Genomic DNA, 21401 nt, shown 5'->3' with positions numbered 1-21401 from the left:
GGCATTCAGGGCAGCAGATCATGACAGCGGATCAGGGTTCCCGATTCTCGCCGTCCACGGGAGTTGCCGCGTGTACGAAATCTAAGGCGACACGAGCCCTCTCTAAGGCCCCGCGCCCGATGTGGCCGCGTGGTCTTCGAATCACCGTGAAATCGGAGCGGCCATCCGCGCCGCCCGAGTCCACCGGGAGGAATCATGAATCGCAGGTACACAGCCCTCGCCGCGTCCGCACTGGCGATCGGGACCGTTGCCCTCACCGCGACCGAGGCATCGGCCATGGTCAAAGACCCCGGGTCCGGAAGCACGCCCACGGCCTGTGTGGCAGACGCCTACGACTGGCCAGACGAAGGCTCCGGCTACCCGGGGTACGAGACCAAGAGCCCGGAGTACAACTACCCGAACTACGACCCGCGGTACGAGGTTCCCCGCGTCGAGGCCGCAACGATCAGCAGCGCACCGGACCACAACGGCGTCGAACTCGTGCAAGCTGGTGCGTCTGCGGTCGGCGGCGCGGTCACCGCCCTCGGTGCGATGTGGCTGTACCGGCGTCGTCACATGCCGACCACTTAACCACTCACTCCACTCGGGCATCTGTAGAGGAGGTACGTGCCGATACGGAGATCGTTTGGCTGGCTGGCGGGGTGGGAATCGCGCCCTGATCAGCCAGCCCAGCAGGGGCGATGATGGGGATCTGGAGATCGGGTTGGAGAATTGGCACCGGACCGAGCCGTGTTCGACTGGAGCCCGCCCAGATCGAGCTTGCTCGCGCTGGCGCTTATCCCTTGCGACCAATTACGAACGTGGACGCCACCTCGGCCTGTACACGCGTGCCACGACTGACGACGGCGCCGCCGAGCGGTTCGGGGCACTGGCTGGCTACCGCGTGGGAACAAAGACGCGTAGAACTGGGTCGACCAGAGTCAAAGCGGCTGAACTGGGGTGACCTGGTTACGCGTAGGGAGGGCCAGGTGTCGGCTTCGCTCGATTTCCTAAACCGTGCCTCGGTCACCTGAGCTTCGCTCTTGCTACCTGGGTAACGGGTGGTGCGCCAGGCGACTCGACGCGGGTTCGCTGGCACGGTCTCCGAGCCGTGACCACCTCATTACGAGTGCCGCCGCGACCACCGTCGACGGCGGTGTACGGCAGTGGTTCTGAGCTGAATCCCCCGGCCCGACCACGCCCGTCCACCCGCGTCCAGTCTGTTGTTAGCAGACGTGTTAGCACTCGACGCGGAACACCAGGACATCGGAGCCATCTGCTGCTTCCCAGCGATACGCCATCAGGGCACCAGCCGATCACCGGATCAGGGCAACCGTCGTCGGAGAGGTACAGCTTGGACAATCGCCGTTTCCAGACACTCATCGGGTGACCTGGAACCCGGCAGACCATCGGTGGGTCACCTGCCCTGTCGTCGACTAGGAGCAGTCCAATCGCCGGCGTCGCCCGGATCAGCGCCTCATTCTCACCGCGCGTTCAAGCCATCCGCCCGGATGGCGATCCAGTAGCGTCAAGCCATCGCCAGCGGCCTCGATCTCGTCACCGTGCAACTTGTTCGGCGATTACCGCAGATCGACAGCGGGCTCCGCGAACTCCCTCAGGCTGAATTCCGTCCGTGCGCCTTTCAGCTCGCCGCCAAGAGGCAGATCGTGGTCATCCTTGCCCCGTCCCCCTAATAGCTGCCACCCCAGGCCAGCGCGATCCATGTCAAGCGTCAGCTGCCGATCCCGTAGGGACGCGAAGCGCTCGTGACGTCGACTGATGTGCGACAGTCGTCCGACAACTGATCTGCACCGGCTTGAACGCGCTGATCGCGGAAGGTGGGTGCGTTTGCGTCGCGCGATGCCAGGCACAGAACGGTATCGTCGCCGGATGGCGGGTAAGGGACTCCGGGGCAGGCTGGGCAATGCCGCGGGCGCGTTCACCAGCAACGCCCGAAACCCCAACCTACGGCGCGCCCAGCTCAGCTTCCTCGGAGCCTGGACGGCGGAGTGGGCGTTCACCGTGGGGCTCGGGATCGTGGCTTACCGGGACGGTGGTGCGACAGCCGTCGGGCTGGTGGGACTCCTTCGCATGGCCCCGTCCGCGATGCTGACCCCACTGTTGTCGCCGCTGGCCGACAAGGGCCGCAGGGAGCGCGTACTGATCCTGGTCTCCGTGCTGCGTGGTGTCGTCACGGGTGCGGCTGCGGTCGTCGTGGGCGTGGGCGGACCGCTGCAGATCGTGTATGTGTTGGCGGTGTTGTCGACCATCGCTGCCACGCTCTACCGACCCGCGCACTCCGCATTACTCCCGTCGCTCTGCCACACCGGATACGAGCTCGCCAGCGCCAATGTGGTCCGTGGGCTGCTGGACGCCGCCGCGACGTTCATAGGTCCGCTCCTGGCAGCATTGCTGCTGCAGTTCACCGGCGTGACCGTCGTGTTCGCTGTGGCTGCGGGCGCCTCGTTGTGGGCTGCAGCCTTGCTGTTGCGGCTGAACTACGACGCACCTCCGCGGCCAGCTGCCCCGAGAGAGACCAACTGGATGAGGTCGGCCGTCGAAGGCATTCGAGTCGTCAGCCGGAGCCGCGACCTCGCACTCATCATGGGCCTTGCAGCGGCGCAGTCATTCACCCGAGGGGCCCTGACCGTACTCAACGTGGTGGTCGCCATCGAACTGCTGCGGACCGGCGAACCGGGCGTGGGCATCCTCACCGCTGCCATCGGGGCGGGTGCAGTCCTAGGTTCACTCGCCGCGTCGTTGCTGGTCGGCACTCGTCGCCTCGGCGCGTGGTTCGCCGTTGGGGTGGCCCTCTGGGGTCTGCCGGTCACGCTGATCGGCGTCTTCCCACAACAGGTCGCGGCGTTGGGCCTGCTGGCCTGTGTCGGCGTCGGGAACTCGCTGATCGATCTCGGAGGTTTCACGCTCCTGGCCAGACTGGCCGCGGACGAAGTGCTGGCGCGGGTCTTCGGGGTGTTGGAGAGCTTGGTCGCCCTGTCCATCGGGGTCGGAGCGCTCGTCGCCTCGCTGCTGGTCGACGGGGCCGGCGTACGTCCTGCGCTCGTGACTGTCGGTCTGCTATGTCCGGTCCTTGCCGTGGCGTCATGGCAGCGGCTGCGAGGAATGGACCGCTCCATCGGCGTGCGAGATGACGACATCGCCTTGTTGCACAGGGTGGCCATGTTGAACGTCCTGCCCTTGCCCGCCATCGAGCAGCTCGCTCGCGGCCTGGAACCGGTGGACGTGCCCGCTGGTCACGTCGTCTTCCATCAGGGCGACGTCGGGGACCACTACTTCGTGATCGAGTCGGGCGAGGCCGAGGTGATCGGAGACGGACAGGTCGTGGCAACGCTCGGTCCGGGGCTGGGGTTCGGAGAGATCGCCTTGCTCCGGCGGATCCGCCGGACCGCCACTGTGCGAGCCACCAGCGAGCTCCGGCTGAAGGCGCTGCGCTCCGACCACTTCCTCCCAGTCGTGCTCGGCTACACGCCGAGCGCCCGCGAGGCGGGGGTGGTGGTTGACTCGATGCTCGACCGCTTCACGCCTCGTGACGACCCTGAGCAACCGCCTCAATAGCCGGAGCCCAGATTCCCGCGGCCGGTCTAGGCGCGATTCCCGATGCATTCGACTCCACGTCGATAGTCGGGGGTGTTGGTACGGTCTTGTATGACGTCTGGGCGCCAACTTCTCCTTATCGCCGACATCGGCGGCTACACCGAGTACATGCGATCCCATCGAATGAGCCTTGCTCACGCCGAGGTCAACACCGCGCGGCTTCTGGAGAAGGTGATCGATGCCGTGCCCGACTTCGACCTGATCGAAATCGAGGGCGACGCAGCCTTTCTCGCTCGTCAGGCCGACACGTTGGACAGTGACGCAACGGTCGCCCTGACTCTCCAGGCCGCAATGGCCATGCACCGGGCGTTCCACCTCGAGCGGCACTATGTCGCGACCAACCTGTGCCCGTGCAACAGTTGCGCCCAGGCGAACAACCTGAAGCTCAAGTTCGTCGCGCACATCGGCGAGGTCGCCACCCAGACCATCAGGCAGCGGCGCAAGCTCGTCGGGATCGACGTCATCCTCGTCCATCGGCTGCTGAAGAACCCTGTCAAGGTTCCCGAGTACCTGCTCCTCTCCGATGAGCTCTACCACACCGCAAACACCCCGATGCCTGGTCCCGCGCACGAGGTGTCTCAGGACCTCGAAGGGATCGGCCCCGTTCGGGCGTACTTCGTGAACTTGGCGGGCGTCCCGGGTGCGCTCCCTCCCCTGCCGAAACCATCCTTGCTCGGACGCGTCGGGAGAACCTTGGCCGTCGCCGGCTCCGGCCTGCCGCACATGCTGGGCCTACGCCGCCGACGCCGTACCGCCACCGCTTTCTGACCTCTGCCGAGTGGGTGGCCGATCCACAGGTGCAGGTCAAACCTACGAGAAGATTCGACGTAATCGTGGCGCACAACACCCCAGTGAACGCTTCCAGTCGGCAGCCTCCGCGTGTGTTGGGAATCTTCGCCCATCCCGATGACGAGACCCTCTGCGCCGGCGGCACCCTCGCCAAGTACGCGAGTGCCGGCGCCGAGGTCCGCGTGATCTCGCTTACCAAGGGCGGAGCCGGCCAGATCAGGGACGCGAGCGCGGCGACCCGGGCGACCTTGAGAGCAGTTCGGGAGAAGGAACTTGATGCGGCAGGAAAGGAGCTTGGGCTCACCGAGACGAGATGTCTGGATTATCCAGATGGCGGGCTCTCCGAAATCGACAGTCAGATCCTGGTCAAGCTCGCGTCGGAGCTGCTCAGCGAGATCGATCCCGATGTGGTCATCACGTTCGGGCCTGATGGATTCTCCGGTCATCCGGACCACATAGCAGTAGGAGCAGCGGTCACCGCAGCCTGCTACGAAAGGCGATCCGCAACATCGATCCGACTCTTCCATTGCCACCCGCCGCGAAGCAGGTCTCAGTGCACCGGGATCAAGTCCTGAGTTATCCCAACGTGTAATCCCACCGTCTGACTGCGACGCAGTTCCGGACGCCGGTTCTCAACTGTGAGACCCGCCGCGTTAGGGCCTGCGAGCAGTGGCCCGGTCGCGCGACACCACCTGGGCGAAAGTCTCGACTCGGGGGCGGGGGCGGAGGAAACTGCAGGTTGAGGGGAGGGGTGGTTATGGTCGGAGCGGTTCTGTTGGGTTTGTTCTGTGGGGTGGTGGCACGCATGCTTGTTCCGCGTGACGCCTTTCGGCATATGAGTGGGCCGAGGTCTTGGCTTGTGTCGATCGGGCTTGGGCTGCTTGGCGCCGTGGCGGGTACCTGATCTTCACCCTCGGCTTTGGTATCGGTGACACCGACATCTTTGACTGGGGTGGTGTCCTGAGTGCTCTGATCGGAACGATCATCGTGCTGCCGATCGCGACTTGGATCCTGCGACGTAGGTCTCGCCAGCCGAGCTGAGTTCCGCCGGACCAACCTGGCCTGGACGAGCGACGCGGAGTCCAGCCATGACGACGTCGGCGACACACGTCGCCGGCAGCGCTCGTGCTCGGCTCGGTGCTGCGCGGCAATCCTGTGCGCGCGCTCAGGCTGACCTCGCTGCACGTTGGCCAGTTCCGCACTCCTCCGTCGCGCCTCGCGCCCACGCGCCGGGGGTTTCCGGCTGAGGCCTCCCACACCGGAGTCAGGTTCTTATGTCCGCCTATGTGACCTCCTGCGTCGTCGACCGGTGCCCTGGAGGAGGAACAGGGCCTGGTGGATCAGTCGCCGGGAGTCAGGGGCGCGCCGGACGCCAGGTAAGTTCGCAGCGCCTCCAAAGCATCGGCGAGCGATTCTTCGGCAGCCTCCTGACGTTTGGACGGCCACCAGACGAAGAAGCTGTAGCGGAGTCGAGCTAGGTCACCGCAGACGCGGACCACCGCCTCAGCTCGAAGCACTAGATCTGGGTGGCCCAGGCGGCGTATCCGAGATAGTGCCAAGGTGACGACAGACATCATCTCGTCAGGCGAGCGAGAGTCGATGCTCGCGGCGCGCCGTCCGTGGTCCACTCCCTGGGCAACGGCTGATATTAGGTGTGCGACCGCTCCGCGCGCCGCAGCGGACCTGGCCGGTTTGTCTTCGTCGATCCACTCCTTGCCGGCGGCCACCACGAACAACACCCACATGAGGGCAGTGCCGCGCTCCTTTCCAAACGGCTCTTGGCTCAGCACGGCGGCTCGAAGATTTTGGACAGCTGCGGCCAGTTCGTCCACACCAGCCAGCACAGTGTGAGAGTTCTGCTCCCGCTGATCGGCTTCGAGACGTGCGATCTCTTGTTGGCGTGCCGTCCGCTCGTCATCCAACGCAATCCTGGTACGTCGATTGATCCACAGTGCTGCGGCAAGCGTGAGGACTGTGCCCACAGCGGCACCTACCTGAGCCCATGCCGCCAGCCAATCTGCCAGTGAGGCCGACCCTCCGGTTGGCAGCGGCGATTCGGATCCAGAAGGTGTTGGTTGGCCATCCGCTAGCGGCAGGTTGGACGCAAGGCTGTGCATCAGACTCACCGCATAGAAAAGCCGGCTCATCATCGACCGGGTGATGCACTCAGGGTGCGCAACATTCTCACGTCTCTCAGATCGTTGCAGGTACCCGAAGCGTTACCTCTACAGGCGGCCGGCCAGGAGTTCTGAGGGCCGTGGGGTAAGAGGTGTGCGGCGTATCGTCAACATCGGGAGGTGGGGTGTGATGGGGACGTTGAGGGTTGCGGCTGTTCAGGCGGCTTATGTGCTTATGGATCGGGAGGCCACGCTCGCCAAGGTGGAGAGGGTGTTGGCGGAGCCGGGCGTGCGGGAGGCTGATCTGGTGGTGTTTCCGGAGGTGTTTGTGCCGGGGACGCCTTTTTGGATTGATGCCGTGCCTATTTGGGATGGGGACGAGCAGTGGTTTGCCTTGCTGGCTGAGCAGGCTGTGGTGGTGCCTGGCGAGGTGACCGAGCGGCTGGGGGCCGCGGCTCGGGAAGCCGGCGTGTACTTGGTGATCGGGGTCAGTGAGCGAGAAGCCACCGGAAGCACGATCTACAACACGTTGTTGTACTTCGATGCTGAGGGCAAGCTTCTTGGGAAGCACCGGAAGTTGATGCCGACCGGGTCGGAGCGGACCGTTTGGGGGATGGGGGACGGGTCGACGCTCGAGACCTATGCGACGCCGTTCGGGCGGATCGGCGGGTTGATCTGCTGGGAGAACTACATGCCGTTGGCTCGGTTCTTCCTTTATTCGCAGGGGGTTGACGTGTGGGTGGCGCCTACGTTGGCCACGGGTGACGCCTGGATCGCGACCATGCGGCACATCGCCCGGGAGGGACGGTGCTACGTGATCGGGGCCAATCCCTGCCTCCGCGTCGACCAGATCCCGGCAGACTTCCCGGATCGGGAGCGGGTGTGGCGGATCAACCCGGACGATCCCGAGTGGGTGGAGCCTGGCAACACGGTGATCGTCGGGCCTAGTGGCGAGATCCTTGCAGGACCTGCGAGGCATGAGGAGACTGTGCTGTTCGCTGATCTGGATCTGAGCAAGGTTCGGTCGGCGCGGCGGCTGTTCGACCCGGTGGGCCACTACCACCGGCCCGATGTGTTCCGGCTCGCTGTCGACACGGCACCGCGGCCCGTGGTCACGCAACTGCGCAACGACCTCCCCGACAACTGACTACGCCAGAGCGCTCAGCAACTGGGGATGAGCTTCGCGCTCATCCCCAGTTGCCAAGCCAGAAGGTCAGTGGTGGTGGTGCAGTTGGGCTCTGATCTCACCTCCGGGGAAGACTGAGCTGTGCACGTTGGCGTAGGTCGTGCCGTTGCGGATCGCCTTGACGAAGTCGTCGTACTGGCCGGCGGTCAGGCTCTGGGCGGCTGGGCCGATGACGTCAGCGGCCTTGATCGTGCCCCTGATGGTTGCCGGGGCCGCGGGGCACAACTGGGTGCCGACCGGGCCGTTGCCCAGGTTGGTGCAGAGGAAGACGCTGATCCCGCCGCTCTGCGCTTTCCCGCCGAAGTGGATGTGGGCCTGCTGGACCGTGCCCTCCAGTTTGGTGTAGCTCAGCTGGTAGGTGATCTGCTTCAGGCGATCGTCGATCCGGGCCGTGAAGCGACCCGTGCCGTTGGTCGAGATCGGGACCGGGTCCTCCTCGTAGCCGGTCAACTGCTCCCGCACCGTGTTCGGCGCAGTACCGGAGGCATCCCTGCCGGCGGTTGCCACACTGCCTGTCGCTGTCACCGCCATCCCGATTCCGATGGCTACAGCCACCACACGTGCTCTTCTTGCCATCGTCGGTCACTCCCTTAAGAGACGTCGATGTGTGATCGTCGTCACACTCCGAGGGGATTGGCAAGGGCTCAGGCGAGTACTGCGGATGCGCTACCCCGGCGTGGGTCGCTCGGGCGGTCGACCACTGACGTGTGTCACCCCCAGAGGCGACTGACCGGAAAGCGGTGATCGGAGTGCCATGGAGGCGGAAGCTGTCCCGGCCGATCGAGGAGGGCCACCATGGCGCGTCAGACCGCGGACCTCGAGGACGAGTTCGAGACCGAGTACGAGTCCGAATTCGAAACGGAGGACGAGTCCGAGTGGGAGGACGAGTGGGAAGAGGAGTCCGAGTACGAGGAGGAGTACGAGGACGAGTCCGAGGAGTTCTTCCCCGGTCTGGGCGGCGTCGTCAACGCGATCGGCGGCATGCTCGGTGAGGAAGAGTACGAGTGGGAGGACGAAGGCGAGGACGAGTACGAGGACGAGGCGTTCCTCGGGTTGCTCGGACCCATCGCGAAGATCGCCGGCGGGCTGCTCGGCGGCGGAGGCGGTGATGGCGAGTACGAAGAGGAGTACGAGTACGAGGAAGAGGCGGAAGCCGAGGCCGAGGAGTTCTTCAAGAGGCTGAAGGGTGCCTTCCGCAAGGCCGCACCGTTCCTCAAGAGGCTGGCCAAGACGGCCGGCCCGCTCGTCGCGACCGCCATCGGAGGCCCTGCCGCGGGCGCGGTCGCCCGAGCGGTCACGTCTCAGCTCGAGGGCGAGTTCGAGGAGGAGCTCGAGATCGAGTTCGAGGACATGGCGCGTACGCCGCTGGCCCCCTCGCAGACCTTCGCGGAGTACCTGGCGGGCCAGGCCGCGGCCACGGAGTCCGAGTCCGAGGCAGAGGCGCTCGGCGGCGCGGCGGCGTACGCGGCGATCAACCCCGGCGACCGGCGCGAGCTCGAGCGGCTGCTGCCGCACCTGCTGCGCGGCGCCGCCACACTCACCCGGATGCTGCACGGCAACCGCAGCACGCGCCCAGCCGTACGGCTGGTCCCGGGCATCGCCGATGGCGCGGCTCGGACGGTCGCGAAGCGGATCGCCGCGGGTGAGCCCGTCGGACCGGTCGAGCTCGGACAGGTGATGGGCGCCGCGGCGACGCAGGCGCTGACACCAGGCAGCGCGCGACAGGCCGTACTGCGCCGGCACGCGCGGGGTCTCGCCCGCAGCCGGAGGCGGTACCACGGTACGGGTCGCCGCGGCTACGGGCGCAGTACGGGAATGCGCCGCCCGCGCACCACCGGCGGCCGGTACGGCGCGCGCCGGGCGACCGTACGGCGTCAGCCCGTCCGCAGCCGCACCGTCGGCAGCGGACGGGTGCCTCGCCCGAGGCCCGGGTTCGTGCGCATCACCACCCCGCTGCGGGTCCCGCCCAAGGCCGGTCGGCCGGCTCGCGTGGTTCGAGTGGTCAGCGACGTCCGGGTTCCCCGTGGCGCGGTCCCGGCCGGACGGCCGAGCGCCGCCGGCCGCCGCAGATAGCCGACACCCACCCCGAGCGCTACCGCCCCGCAGGCTAGCCAGCCACCAACCAATCCGCCGCCGGCGGCCGCAGAGAACAGCGCCCACCAGCAGATCGACGTCCGAACCGAGTGGAGGGACGACCATGGCGTCCGTACTGAACCGCAACTACCCCGCGATCCAGGGCGAGTTCGAACTGGAGGACGAGTTCGAGACCGAGGAGGAGTTCGAGTTCGAGGACGAATTCGAAGCCGAGGAGGAGAGCGAGTTCGAGGCGGAGGACGAGGACGAGGACTTCCTCGGCGCGATCGGCGGCATCGGCAAGGCGCTCGGCGGCCTGCTCGGTGGCGGCGGCGACGGCGAGTACGAGGTGGAGTTCGAGTTCGAGGTCGAGGCGGAGACCGAGGAGGAGTCGGAGGAGGAGTACGAGGACGAGGCGTTCGTCAATCCCGTACGGCGTATCTACCCCGAGGCCGAGCTGATGGCCTACCTCTCGACGAAGGCGGCGCAGACCCAGAGCGAGGCCGAGGCGGAGGCGTTCCTCGGCGCGCTGGTTCCGATCGCCTCCAAGCTCATCCCGCGCGCTGCGGGAGTCCTGGCCCGCAACGCCCCGGCGTTGATCCGCGGTACGTCGGCGCTGGGCCGACGGCTGCGGCGCAACCCGGCGACGCGCAAGTACGTCACGGCGATGCCGGTGATCCTGCAGCGGACGGCACAGAGCCTGGCGGACCAGGCGGCCTCGGGCCGGCCGATCTCGGCGAGCTCGGCGGTCTCGACGATGACCCGGATCGCTGGCCGGATGCTGCGTACGCCGCCCGAGCGGGACCGCGCCGTACGTGCGGTGAACACGTTCAACCGCCGGTACCGCCGGCGTGGTCGCAGGCCGTCCCCTGGTGCCACCTCGCCTCGCCGCCGGCGTCGGCCGGCCCCGTCGCGGGCCGCGCGGCGTTCGGTACGGCGCTGACGACCGGCTGACCCGGGATCTCGGAGGGAGGGACGATGCCGTACCTGACGGACCTCGCGGGGGTCGCCCGCAAGACCAACCTCGAGGTGATCGAGGTGCCCGGCTGGGAGACCCGGGGACGCGGTGAGATGAGCGACGTCCGCGCGGTGGTCTGCCACCACACGGCGACGCTGAACCGTACGGCGGACATGCCCTCGCTCGACATCCTGATCAACGGGCGGCCGGACCTCGCCGGACCACTCTCGCACTTCGGGCTCTCCCGCTCCGGGAAGGTGTACGTCATCGCCGCCGGCCGCTGCAACCACGCCGGGGCGGTGCAGAACCCGTCGTGGGGCAACAGCCACTCGATCGGCATCGAGGCGGAGGCGACCGGCACCGACGCGACCTGGCCCGAAGTACAGGTGGCCGCCTTCGCCCAGCTCTGCCGGGCGCTCATCGACCACTTCGGGCTGAGCGTGTCGGCCGTGCTCGGGCACAAGGAGGTCGCCGACCCGCCCAAGCGGAAGATCGACCCCAACTTCGACATGGACGCCTTCCGCGCGCGGGTCAGCGCGCTCAGCGGCACACCTGCCCCGGCGCCGACTCCCACTCCTGTACCGGCTCCGGCTCCGACACCCGCACCGGCTCCGGCGCCGTCGTCATCCTGGCTGTCCTGGCCGTCCTGGCTCCCGTCGATGCCGTGGTACGAGGGTGAGTCGATGAATGGCGCGTCTGCGGCCACACCGATCGTGCGGCCGGGTACGCCGCGCGCCGGTCAGGACGTGCTCCCGGTCTACCTGTCCGGCCAAGCGCTCAACGTGCGCCGGCATCTGAACGCGCTGCGCGACTTCCGCCGGGACGAGTTCGGCTCCCAGCCGGCGCGGCCGAGCGAGGGTCATGTGCAAGCGGTGAACGCCTTGCTGGCCACGTTGCGCGGGCCGCTGAAGACCGTCGTCGAGCGGCTGGACCGCGCCTCGGACGCCGCCCAGACGCGACCCTCCGCGTCGCGGGTCGGCCTCGCGATGGAGCTCAAGACCCAGGCACACGACCTGGTCCGCGCCACCGAACGCGTGTGGGACTTCTACTTCGAGCTGTTCGGGCAGCGGCAGAGCGCGTTCGGCGAATGGCTCGACGCCTGCGACCGGATCACGCTCGACTGCTACCAGCACGTGTTCATGCACCTGGGCAACGAGCGCAGCATCCCGTCGCCGCCGCCGTTCTGCTACATGCGGACCGGCTTCTCCCCGGCGACGTTCCGCCGCGGTATCCCCTTGCGCCGGCTCGGTCGGCAGGTCAACCCGTTCCCGCTCGTCCAACTCCCCTACCACCGGATGGTCAACCCCTGGACGATGGGCGCGATCCTGCACGAGGTCAGCCACAACCTGCAGAACGAACTGCAGCTCGAGCAGGCCATCCCCTCGTCGATCGCGAGCCGACTGGACGAGTCGGGTATCCCGAAACCGGTGGCCTCGGTATGGGTCCGCTGGAATCGCGAGATCTTCGGCGACATGGTCGGCTGCCTGCTCGGCGGCGAGGCCTTCGTCGCCTCACTGATGGACGTGATCGGCCGTACTTCGGCGCAGAGCCTGGGGTACTCGCCGCGCAGCGTGCACCCCACGCCGTACCTGCGCACCTTCCTGTCGTGCGAGTTGCTGCGACGGATGGGGTTCCCGGAACGCGCCGCGGAGTACAGGCGGGCGTGGTCTCAGCTGTACCCGTCGCCGCGCGAAGGGGCGCTGCCGCCGAAGCTGCTCGCCACCGCGGACCGCGCGATCCCCGCAGTGGTGGAGGCCGTTTGCTACACGCGGTTCAACGGCCTGGGCGGCAAGGCGCTGCGCGACGTCATCTTCTTCGAGCCACGGCACCAGTCGATGATCGAAGAGGCGGGGCGCCGGCTCGCGAAGGGCGTCGACCCGGGCGTCGTACCGGAGCGGTTCCTCATCGGCGCGGTGCGCTCCGCACTCGACCAGGGCCGAGCCGAGCCCGAGCAGCTGATGCGCAACTTCTACGTCCAACTGGCCAGGAGGTGACGGCCATGACCGTCGACGACAGCCGCGCGGCACTGCACCGGGCTGCGCAGGACCTCTGGCTCGCGGTGGCCGAGCTCGTCCTCAGCACCAACGACGACCAGCCTGAGGAGAGCGATCTCGCCTCTGCCGAGCACGTCGCGCAGCTGGCCGTCGAGATCCAGGGCCGGCTCGCGGAAGCACTCGAAGTGTTCGTGGGCAGCCCGCCGGCCACCACGGAGGGCGTACTGCGGGAACTGTGCGACCTCGAGCGGCTCGTCCGCGAGGCCGGCCTCATCTACTGGCGAGACCTCCGCGCGCACGACCCCGTCTACCGGCTGCGCGGCTCCACCCGACGGCGGAGCGGCGCCTGGCCCTCATGGTGGTCCGGCGTCGAGCAGAGCCTCGAACGCTGCGAGGAACCACTCGTCGCAGCAGGCGTTGCGGTCGGCGCCGCGCTGCATGAACTCGTGACCTCACCGCCCACCGAAACGACCAGGACGAACACCTCCAGGAGGTCGTCGTGACGAAAGACAAGAAGCAGCCAGGACTCCCGGTCGTCGAGGTCGACCAGGCCTTCCCGCTGATGACGACGGACGGGGTCTCCCGCGCGTCGACCTCGACCGGGACCACGGGCGACCAGGGGCCGGCGGTCAGCGCGGCGATCCGGGACGTGCTGGGCTGGCGGCCCCGCGTCCAGGACCCCAAGGCGTTCACGGCCGCCCTGTCGGCGTCCTTCGAGCTGTCGACCTTCGAGGACCACGTCATCGCCAAGTACGTACCGCGCGGCGTCGCGGTACAGGCCGACCTCGGCGGCGTCACCGGCGGCCAGGCATCCCTGTACCTGCGGGCAAAGGCAGCCCACGAGCAGATCACCCGGATGCTCGACAGCCTGCAGCCCCTGCGCACAGACGCCGATCCCCAGGACTGCGAGGCCTACCGAGGCCTGGTCCGCGACTCAGTCCGCCGAATCGTCCTGGAACTCGGCCGCGAGGGCGGCCCACGCGTCCCGCTGGTGGACTCTGCCTTCTCCGTGCTGACAGGCTTCCAGCCGTCGAACGCCGGCACGTTCACGCAAGGCCCGGTACCGTCGGCGCGTCCCACCCTCGCCGCGATCTTCGCACCGGCGACGTCGTTCGGATCATCTGGCGGTACGACGGGCCTGGTGCCCACCGCGGTCGCCGAGATCGACCCGGACAGCGTGCCCGGCCAACTGGGCGCGCTTCGCGACCGCTTCGGACTGGACGACGACCACGTCAACACCGTGGACGAGGAGAAGCAGCGGACGAGCTTCTGGACGCTGGTGGAACTCGTCACCGACCTCCAGCGTTCGTGGGAAACCCGCCGGCTCGACTTCACCCTCGGTGCCGGGAACGGATTCCTCGGCACGGATCTCGTCCAGATCAGCCGGCTGCTCGCGGCCGCCTCGGAGCAGGTCGACGAGTTCGAGGCAGTACTCGATTCCGTTCTCGTCTCCGCGGCCGAGCGCCAGACCGTCGTACTCGACCGGGGTACCGGGCTCACGCTCGACGACCTTGTGCAGTGGCTGCGCGTCTTCTTCACCGAGGACGGCCCGAACATCATCCGCGACACCGGGCGCGACGGGCTCGTCTCGTCGTTCACCCCGACGGTCGCCGCGCTGCTGCTGACGCTGCGAGACAAGCTGGTACGTCGGCTCGTCCCGTGCGGCAGTCCTTCGTGCGGGAGTGGCTGCCACTGCGGCTCGCGCGGCAAAGTCACGTGCATCCCGTTGGGTTGCTGCACGCCGCTTCCCCCTGGCATGTACTCCGGCCGGGTCAAGATCGCGGTCTCCACACTCTGCGGACTGGTCGAACGCCTGACCGCCAAGGCCATCCGCATCGGCCGGTTCGCCGGCGCAGTACTGCTGGATCTGTCCGTCGTGCCGTTCGACGACGACAGCGGCGCCGGGGTGGAGTTCGTCAGGGTCGAGGTACGAGGACTGCACCTGCGCCCGACCTACATTCCGGCCTTCGTCGCCGATGGCGGCAACCCGGCGAACTTCGGATCCCTGGTGCTCCCGCTGCAAGGCAGCGCCAGCGCGGATGACGACCATCTGTCGGGGATCTTCCAGGTGGACGCGCTGCCTGGCGGGCTCCGGACTCTGCTGTTCAACGCCGGCGGCCGCGGCATCCTGATGGCCGCGAGCGAGGTACCGCTGGCGATCGTCGACGGCGAGCTGGGACGCGTGGTCCAGGGCCCGGCTGTGACGACCTGGCCGCACCTCGAGCCGGCAGGCGTGATCGACCCCGACGGTGGTCCGGACGAGTGGGACGAGATCCCGCCGAACCAGCGGTTCGTTCCGCAGTCTCCGTTCGACCCCGTGGACCCCGAGGTCGAGGACGAGTGCCTCGCCGACTGCGGCGAGGACTGCAAGGGCTGCGGCTGTGGCTGCCATGCGCTCAAGGTCGCCCGCTCGGGTGTCAGGCGGGCACAGCGCGTCGCCAGAGACGACGACGTGGCTGCCGCCGCGGGCGCGGTACGCGATGAGTTCGAGGGGACAGAACAAGGGCGCTCAGTGGCGGAACGGCTCTGGCGGGTGGCGCAGAGCGACTCTGTCGGCAAGCTGCTCGATGCCTTGATCGCGGCCGACTCGCGGCCGTTCGAGGAGGATGTCGTCGAGGTGCGGGAGGAGCAGGAGTACTACGAGGCCTTCGGTGCGGAGGGGCAGCCGATCGCCCACGAGTACGTCGACGAGGAGGGCCGGCCGATCGACGTCGAGGACGAGCAACTCCTCGTCGAGGATGCCGGGGTGGAGGAGGCGGGCGATGATGAGCCGGTCGTCCGCACCTGGTCCGAGGACGAGCTGGCCAAGCTGGCTGAGCTGCGGGAGTTGGTCGACGAGCAGAAGGGCAATCTCGCGGCGCGGGTCAAGCACATCCAGGATTCCGTAGAGATCCGTCGTCTCATCGTCGCCGTGCTGGACGCGGACCGGAAGGAGCAGTGACATGCTTTCCGAGCGGGATTATCAGGATCTGCTGGACCGGATGCAGGCGTTGCGGAGTCAGGTTTCCGAGCGGCTGTCGGGGAGCTTGGTTTCCAATCCGGCGCTGGCCGAGGAGATCAATCGGCAGCTGGAGGATCTGGTCACCGCGGCGCGGGAGGCGGATGCGAGTGGGCCGATGCCGCCGGACCGGGGGCTGGCCGAACTGGTCGGTGTGGGTCCGGAGGCCGCGCAGAAGTTCGGTGATGTCAAGATCCCGCAGGGCGTCGTCGAGTACGACGAGAACGTCAACTCCGAGCGCGTTGTCGCCGTCGGGGATCTCTACTACATCTACCAGCACGAGCGGATCGGCGTGTTCCGCGTCGTGCAGAAGCTGAAGGAACTGTTCGAGGGCGGCGCGATCCGGCTGTCCGGCGGCGAGGGCGCGTACAAGCTCTACCAGTTCGACCGCCGCGACGTACTGCGCTACACCCGGAACGACCGGGTCGCCGCCTACCGCCGGGTGCTCGGCTACGGCCGCGGCCTCGGCGCGGGGCAGAGCCGGCCGAACACCGACTTCCACATGTTGTTCTCGCATTTCGTCAACCAGGTAACGCTGTTCTGGCGAGACAAGCGGATCAGCGACGTGATCCGGGAGCGGGCGCTGGACCCGAGCTTCGGATCGATCGCGGTGGTCCGGCGGGCCGGGCTCGACCTGCGGAACAACCTGAAGTTCACCTCGTACGGTCACCTGAACGTGCTGCGGGTCGAGGTCATGCAACTCCTGGAGGAGTGCTTCGGGATCCTCGGGTCGGAAGACGTCAAGGACCTGTTCGGCGCGGCCAACGCGTGGGACGTGGTCGACGAGGTCCTGATCCGGTACTTCGACGTACGGCTGCAGAGCAGTCCACGGCAGCGGATGGCGGTCAACGGGCGCGAGGTACTGCGCTGGCTGTCCGGCAACCACGTGATGGAGACCGGCCGCGGCCAGTTCGAGGCGCTGCTGATGGAGATCGCGGAACCGGCCGAGGAGTGGCTGACGTCGGCACAGGCAATGAGCCTCGCCAAGCGCACGGGTACCGACCGCGTCATGCCGTGGGAGCAGATGGGCCAGGCAGGCGTCGCCGCGCGGTACAGCGAGCGGTCGCCCGCGCAGATGCCACCTGCCGCACGGGCCGGCGGGCCGATCTACCCGCGCCGGAACGGCCTGGGCACGTACCGCGGCGGGCAGGGCGGCGTCCCCGCCCGGCCGCGCCGGTGAGAGGTGTTGCCGCCCGCGGTGCTCGGCACCGCCCGGCGGTGGCGCTCCGACCGGCTGGCCGAACTGCGTGCCTGGCTCGAGATCCCATCGGTCAGTGGAGACCCGGCGCGGGCGGCTGACGTAGCCCGCGCGGCTCGGTGGCTCGCGTCGTGGCAGCGTGCCCACGGCGCGAGGGTGGAGGTCGTGCCGACCACCCGCGGGCGGGACGTAGTACTGGGCCATTGGGCTGCACCCCCGGGCGCGCCGTTGGTGGTGATCTACGGCCACTACGACGTGCAGCCCGCCGGGCCGGGGTGGTCCTCCGACGCCTTCACACCTGTGGTCCGCGACGGTGTGCTCTACGCCCGTGGTGCCGGCGACGACAAGGGACAACTGTTCGCGCACCTCTGTGCGCTGGACGCCTGGCGGCAGGCCGGTGTCCCGCCGATGCGGGTGCTCGTGATCGCGGAGGGAGCAGAAGAGGTGGGGAGCCCGGGGTTTGAAGCAGTACTGCGCAGGCTCGCCAGGCGGATGAGGCCGCGTGCTGTGGTCGTGTCGGACACCGAGCGGGACGCCGACGGCGCGCCCACCGTGACCGTCAGCCAGCGCGGTCACGTCGTCGCCCGGCTCGAAGTCGATACCCGTGGACCGGAGGTGCACCCGGGTCGGCTCGGCGGCGCCGTCGTCGACCCCAGCCTGGTGCTGGCCGAGGCCCTCCTGGCGCTCCGCGACGACCTGCTCCCGCACCTCGGCGTCCACCTCACGCAGTACGACGGCGCGCAGGACATCGAGGTGCGCACGGATGCGGCCGTGGCCAGGGCGGCGGGCGGGCGGGCCATGGTCGGAGCCGGGCTGGATGAGCGCATCACCCTGCGCGGCGCGCTCGACGTCACCCGGCTCACCACGGAGGCGCGGGGTGGCGCAGTACCGGCCCGGAGTGCGGCGCGGATCGACCTCCGGCTGCCGCCGCAAGCGGACCCGGCCGCCGTACTGCGTCGCGCGCGTCGGTTGCTCGACGGGCTCGCTCCGCCCGGGACCTCTTTGCGACTCCGTGTCGCCGCGGCGACCCCGGGAGTGGCAACGATGCCGGATGCACGTACGCGGCGAGCCGCCGATGAAGCGTGTGTGGTTGGTTTTGGGAGAACACCGACATATGTGCGGTCCGGCGGGACCGTGCCCGCAGTGGGCATGATGGCTCGCGAATTCGGGATTCGCCCACTGTTGTTGGGGTTTGGGACCCCCGACAGCAACGCGCACGGGCCGGACGAGGCGATGGATCTGCCCGGCTGGGCGGCCGCTGTGGACACTTCCGCGACATTTCTTTTCACATTTGCCCGGCAAATTCGCGGCGGTCCTGTTTCCGCGGGGCGCCAAAGAGATCACCATGAGGAGAGCCGACGGATTCGCTCCGGCGCTCTCTCGGCGCGCATCGAGGGGGATGAGTGATGAGTGCGACAGCTGTGCCGATGTCAGCCCGGCGAGACGGCACCAAAGCCGACCCGCCGCCAGAACCGCCCCGAGCCCGAACTACGGAGCCCGCGCACATGGCGGTTCTGAGACAGCACATCGTCGCGGCACTGCGAGCGATGCTCGATCAGGTCGAGCTGCGCGCAATCACCGCGAGAACGACCGAGAACGGTGTCTCGGTGATGCTGGAGCACGACAACGTCCGCTGCGTACTCGTCGTCTCCCCGCAGGTACCGCGGCACTCGCTCAGCCCGCGGGAACTGCAGATCGCCCAACTGGTCGCGGACGGCGCCACCAACCGCGCCATCGCCAGCTCGCTCGACATCAGCCCCTGGACCGTGTCGACGCACATGCGCCGCATCTTCGCGAAGCTCGACGTGTGCAGCCGGGCCGAGATGGTGGCCCAGTTCTTCGGCGGCGGCGAACCCGGCCGGCCGGCGATTCCGGCGCGGCGGGGCTCTCTCGATTAGCGGGTGCCGGTGATGACCAGCATTTCGCACGGACCGGTGAAGCCGGCGGGAGTTTCGAACTGAGTTAGTTCAGTGGTGATCTCCTGCCAGGCTGCTGCGCGGTCCGAGGCGTCGAGGCGGGAGAGCATTTGATGGAGTGCGCCGAAGGACTCGCGTTCGAAACGGACACAGTCGGCGGCGGTGGGGAGGCGGACCGGCGACGGGACCGTGGTCACGGAGATGTCGTGGAAGCCGGCCGCGGAGAATGCCTTCTCGGCTACACCTGGGCTGCCGAGACTGAAGGGCCCTGGCTGGCCAGGCACCGGTGCGGGGAGTTCCGCCCGGCGGCGGATGATGCCTACCGGGATCGAGAAGAACCCGTTGCGGTCGGGCGTGGAGTACACGACCGCCGAGAACCTGCCGCCGGGGCGGAGTGCTCGACGGATGCCGGTCAGCGCGGCCTGCTGATCCGGGAAGTAGATCAGGCCGACCCGGGAGAGCGCGGCGTCGAAGCTACATTCTTCGAGCTCGAACAGGTCCTCGCCGTCGGCCTCCAACGTCTGCACCGTCGGCAGGCCTGCCTCGGCGGCGACGCGAGCGGCGTACTCGAGGATGGCCGGCGAGATGTCCGTGGCCAGCACGCGGCCGGCCGGCCCGACCAGTCGCGCCGCGGCGAGCGTCTGCCCACCAGCTCCGGCAGCGACGTCGAGGACGCGGTCACCGTCGCCGATACCGGCGGCGCGGAGCATGGCGGCGGTCGCCTCACCGAGCCAGTCCTCGATGGTCGGCCCCCAGCGGTGCCAGGCCTCCGCGGCCTCCTCCCACTGGGCACGCGTGGTCCGCTTGAACACGATCGGGTCGAAGCTGGTGGTCATGGTGTCCCCTCCGTCTGATGAAGGGTTCCAATGCATCACCGGGCCGAGACGGTTCCTAGTACAGGTTCTGGACTCAGCTGGTACAACTCCTGGACCTGGCCGCACAATGAGCCATGCGAGACTACGGGCAATACTGTCCGGTCGCACTGGCGAGCGCGGTACTGGCGGACCGGTGGATGCCGCTGATCGTGCGCGAGCTGGTGCTCGGCAGCCGGCGGTTCAACGACATCGATCGCGGACTCCCCGGCATCTCGCGGACGCTGCTCAAGCAGCGCCTGCACCACCTGGAGCGCAAGGGTGTGCTGCAGCGAGTCCCGGTCGCGCGCGGCCATGAGTACCAACTGACCCCGGCGGGCCGCGACCTCGAGGGCGTGATCATGGCCATCGGCGAGTGGGCGGTGCGGTGGATGTTCGCCGAACCGCAGCCGAGTGAGGTCGATCCGATCACCCTGACCTGGTGGATGTCGCGCCGGGTCAACCGTGACGAACTGCCCGGGCACCGGGTCAACATCGAGTTCGACTACCGCGGTGACGATCCGACCCGGATCTGGATCATCCTCGACCGGCAGGAAGCATCCGTGTGTACGGAGCATCCCGGGTTCACCTCTGACGTCGTCGTGACCACTGAACCCGTCGACCTCATGCGGGTCTTCTCAGGCATCATCACCCTGACCCAAGCCACCGCCAACGGCTCCGTCGCCCTCGCCGGTCCCCCGCGCCTGCTCCGCGCCCTCCCCACCTGGTTCCTGTGGAGCCCGTTCGCTCCCGCCGTACGAGAACGGATCGGCTAGACCTGGTGGCTCTTCTCCCTGCGACGACTCTCTCGCGGGGTAGCTTCGATTCCGTACTGCGGGGCGCCGGCTAGAGGGAGGACTGCGAGATGAGTCAGGTAGACGTCAGTGAACTCGTCATCCGCCGCCAGGACGGGCGGGAGGACGGAGAGGACTGGACCGAGAACTACGAGGAGCTACCGGGAGCGGCCGGGATCTCGATCATTCTCGAGTCGACCTCGAAGGAGGGCGTCGGCCCTCGGCTGCACCGGCACCCGTACGCGGAGACGTTCATCATCAGGAAGGGCTCGGCCAACTTCACCATCGGCGACGAGCACGTCCTGGGCACGGCCGGCCAGATCCTAGTGGTCCCGGCCGGCGTAGCCCACAAGTTCTCCACCGGCCCCGGCGGCTACGAAGCCGTCCACATCCACGCCAACTCCCGCTTCGAAACCGAGTGGCTGGAGTAGCCACCGGCCACCCAAGGCTTTCCGCATCACTGCCTGTCACCGAAGGTCAGGCACCGGCCAGGACGTCGGTGCCTACCTGGCTGATGGTGGATTCAGGCGTGGGTGGCCTGCCGGCGTGGTGCGTGCGGCGGGTACTTCCTGTCCGTCGGCACGCCGGCGGCTCCCAGGGCGCGGGTTTGGCCCCGGTGGGCGGTGGTTGCGCCGGTTCGGAACACGGTACTGGCGGGTTGTTCGACCGCTGGCAGGTTGTTCGACGACTGGCGGGTTGGTCGGCGGCCTGTGGCTCGTTTCGGAGTCCGCTGGCGGGGTGATTGTCCCCGCAGACCCTCCGGCAAAGGAACACCCCGACCGAGAAAGCAACTCCCCGAGCGTCTGGGCGCCGGAGCTTCCCGGCCCTTGTCGCCACACCTCCCAGCGGCTCCGGGATAGCTGCGTCCTTCCCTGGTCGGGGTGGTGTGGGTCATCCCTGAAGGAGCGGGGTCGGTCAAGAGGTGTGGGTGGG

Annotated in this window: 18 protein-coding genes; 15 read left to right on the top strand and 3 right to left on the bottom strand. The window is 68.0% G+C overall.

The window, feature by feature from the left end:
- The first annotated feature begins 195 nt into the window (after nt 1–195).
- The 4 genes from ACFPJ1_RS25315 to ACFPJ1_RS25300 all read left to right on the top strand — a co-directional run bounded on the left by ACFPJ1_RS25315 (nt 196) and on the right by ACFPJ1_RS25300 (nt 4958).
- A complete protein-coding gene (locus ACFPJ1_RS25315; RefSeq protein WP_380107578.1) occupies nt 196–570 on the top strand; it encodes a hypothetical protein in 375 nt (124 codons plus the stop codon).
- 1299 nt (nt 571–1869) lie between these two features.
- Complete coding sequence (locus tag ACFPJ1_RS25310; protein WP_380107576.1) at nt 1870–3555, top strand: MFS transporter; 1686 nt, start codon at nt 1870–1872, stop codon at nt 3553–3555.
- A gap of 147 nt (nt 3556–3702) precedes the next feature.
- Nucleotides 3703–4362 carry a DUF2652 domain-containing protein gene (locus tag ACFPJ1_RS25305; protein ID WP_380107575.1) on the top strand — a complete coding sequence of 220 codons (660 nt, stop codon included), beginning with the start codon at nt 3703–3705 and terminating at the stop codon, nt 4360–4362.
- 116 nt (nt 4363–4478) lie between these two features.
- Nucleotides 4479–4958 (top strand): PIG-L deacetylase family protein, encoded by a 480-nt coding sequence (locus ACFPJ1_RS25300; protein ID WP_380107573.1) that lies wholly within the window; start codon nt 4479–4481, stop codon nt 4956–4958.
- A gap of 765 nt (nt 4959–5723) precedes the next feature.
- Here the strand turns inward: ACFPJ1_RS25300 and ACFPJ1_RS25295 are convergent.
- Nucleotides 5724–6365, bottom strand: a complete 642-nt coding sequence (locus ACFPJ1_RS25295; RefSeq protein WP_380107572.1) for a hypothetical protein — start codon at nt 6363–6365, stop codon at nt 5724–5726.
- Nucleotides 6366–6543: 178 nt separating this feature from the next.
- On the opposite strand from ACFPJ1_RS25295, the gene ACFPJ1_RS25290 reads away from it, so the two are divergent.
- Nucleotides 6544–7647 carry a carbon-nitrogen hydrolase family protein gene (locus ACFPJ1_RS25290; protein ID WP_380107610.1) on the top strand — a complete coding sequence of 368 codons (1104 nt, stop codon included), beginning with the start codon at nt 6544–6546 and terminating at the stop codon, nt 7645–7647.
- A 66-nt stretch (nt 7648–7713) separates the two neighbouring features.
- Here the strand turns inward: ACFPJ1_RS25290 and ACFPJ1_RS25285 are convergent, their stop codons facing one another.
- Nucleotides 7714–8241: a CHRD domain-containing protein gene (locus ACFPJ1_RS25285; RefSeq protein ID WP_380107570.1), complete on the bottom strand. Its 528-nt coding sequence runs from the start codon at nt 8239–8241 to the stop codon at nt 7714–7716.
- Nucleotides 8242–8481: 240 nt separating this feature from the next.
- Here ACFPJ1_RS25285 and ACFPJ1_RS25280 point away from each other — a divergent pair, with 240 nt between their 5' ends.
- The 8 genes from ACFPJ1_RS25280 to ACFPJ1_RS25245 all read left to right on the top strand — a co-directional run bounded on the left by ACFPJ1_RS25280 (nt 8482) and on the right by ACFPJ1_RS25245 (nt 18805).
- The gene (locus ACFPJ1_RS25280; RefSeq protein ID WP_380107568.1) at nt 8482–9759 is read left to right on the top strand and encodes a hypothetical protein; all 1278 of its coding nucleotides are present in this window, start codon (nt 8482–8484) and stop codon (nt 9757–9759) included.
- Between the two features lie 124 nt (nt 9760–9883).
- Nucleotides 9884–10702 carry a hypothetical protein gene (locus ACFPJ1_RS25275; RefSeq protein WP_380107566.1) on the top strand — a complete coding sequence of 273 codons (819 nt, stop codon included), beginning with the start codon at nt 9884–9886 and terminating at the stop codon, nt 10700–10702.
- Nucleotides 10703–10737: 35 nt separating this feature from the next.
- The gene (locus tag ACFPJ1_RS25270; protein WP_380107564.1) at nt 10738–12711 is read left to right on the top strand and encodes a peptidoglycan recognition protein family protein; all 1974 of its coding nucleotides are present in this window, start codon (nt 10738–10740) and stop codon (nt 12709–12711) included.
- Between the two features lie 5 nt (nt 12712–12716).
- A complete protein-coding gene (locus tag ACFPJ1_RS25265) occupies nt 12717–13214 on the top strand; it encodes a hypothetical protein (protein WP_380107562.1) in 498 nt (165 codons plus the stop codon).
- Nucleotides 13211–15652, top strand: coding sequence for a hypothetical protein (locus tag ACFPJ1_RS25260; protein ID WP_380107560.1), 2442 nt, complete (start codon nt 13211–13213; stop codon nt 15650–15652). The genes ACFPJ1_RS25265 and ACFPJ1_RS25260 overlap by 4 nt, the downstream gene beginning before the upstream one ends.
- Nucleotide 15653: 1 nt before the next feature.
- Complete coding sequence (locus tag ACFPJ1_RS25255; protein ID WP_380107558.1) at nt 15654–16889, top strand: hypothetical protein; 1236 nt, start codon at nt 15654–15656, stop codon at nt 16887–16889.
- A 3-nt stretch (nt 16890–16892) separates the two neighbouring features.
- Nucleotides 16893–18314, top strand: coding sequence for a M20/M25/M40 family metallo-hydrolase (locus ACFPJ1_RS25250; protein WP_380107556.1), 1422 nt, complete (start codon nt 16893–16895; stop codon nt 18312–18314).
- Nucleotides 18315–18412: 98 nt separating this feature from the next.
- Nucleotides 18413–18805, top strand: a complete 393-nt coding sequence (locus ACFPJ1_RS25245; RefSeq protein ID WP_380107554.1) for a helix-turn-helix transcriptional regulator — start codon at nt 18413–18415, stop codon at nt 18803–18805.
- On the opposite strand, the gene ACFPJ1_RS25240 is transcribed toward ACFPJ1_RS25245, so the two are convergent.
- Nucleotides 18802–19659 carry a class I SAM-dependent methyltransferase gene (locus ACFPJ1_RS25240; RefSeq protein ID WP_380107552.1) on the bottom strand — a complete coding sequence of 286 codons (858 nt, stop codon included), beginning with the start codon at nt 19657–19659 and terminating at the stop codon, nt 18802–18804. The genes ACFPJ1_RS25245 and ACFPJ1_RS25240 overlap by 4 nt on opposite strands.
- A 113-nt stretch (nt 19660–19772) precedes the next feature.
- Between ACFPJ1_RS25240 and ACFPJ1_RS25235 the strand changes: the two genes are divergently transcribed.
- Nucleotides 19773–20450: a winged helix-turn-helix transcriptional regulator gene (locus ACFPJ1_RS25235; protein WP_380107550.1), complete on the top strand. Its 678-nt coding sequence runs from the start codon at nt 19773–19775 to the stop codon at nt 20448–20450.
- Nucleotides 20451–20539: 89 nt separating this feature from the next.
- The gene (locus ACFPJ1_RS25230) at nt 20540–20899 is read left to right on the top strand and encodes a cupin domain-containing protein (protein WP_380107548.1); all 360 of its coding nucleotides are present in this window, start codon (nt 20540–20542) and stop codon (nt 20897–20899) included.
- Nucleotides 20900–21401: the final 502 nt, after the last annotated feature.

Source organism: Kribbella qitaiheensis, from assembly GCF_042657745.1.
GTDB lineage: Bacteria > Actinomycetota > Actinomycetes > Propionibacteriales > Kribbellaceae > Kribbella > Kribbella qitaiheensis.
The sequence above is the reverse complement of the archived record's forward strand: the minus strand, read 5'-3'. Positions and strand labels throughout refer to the sequence as shown.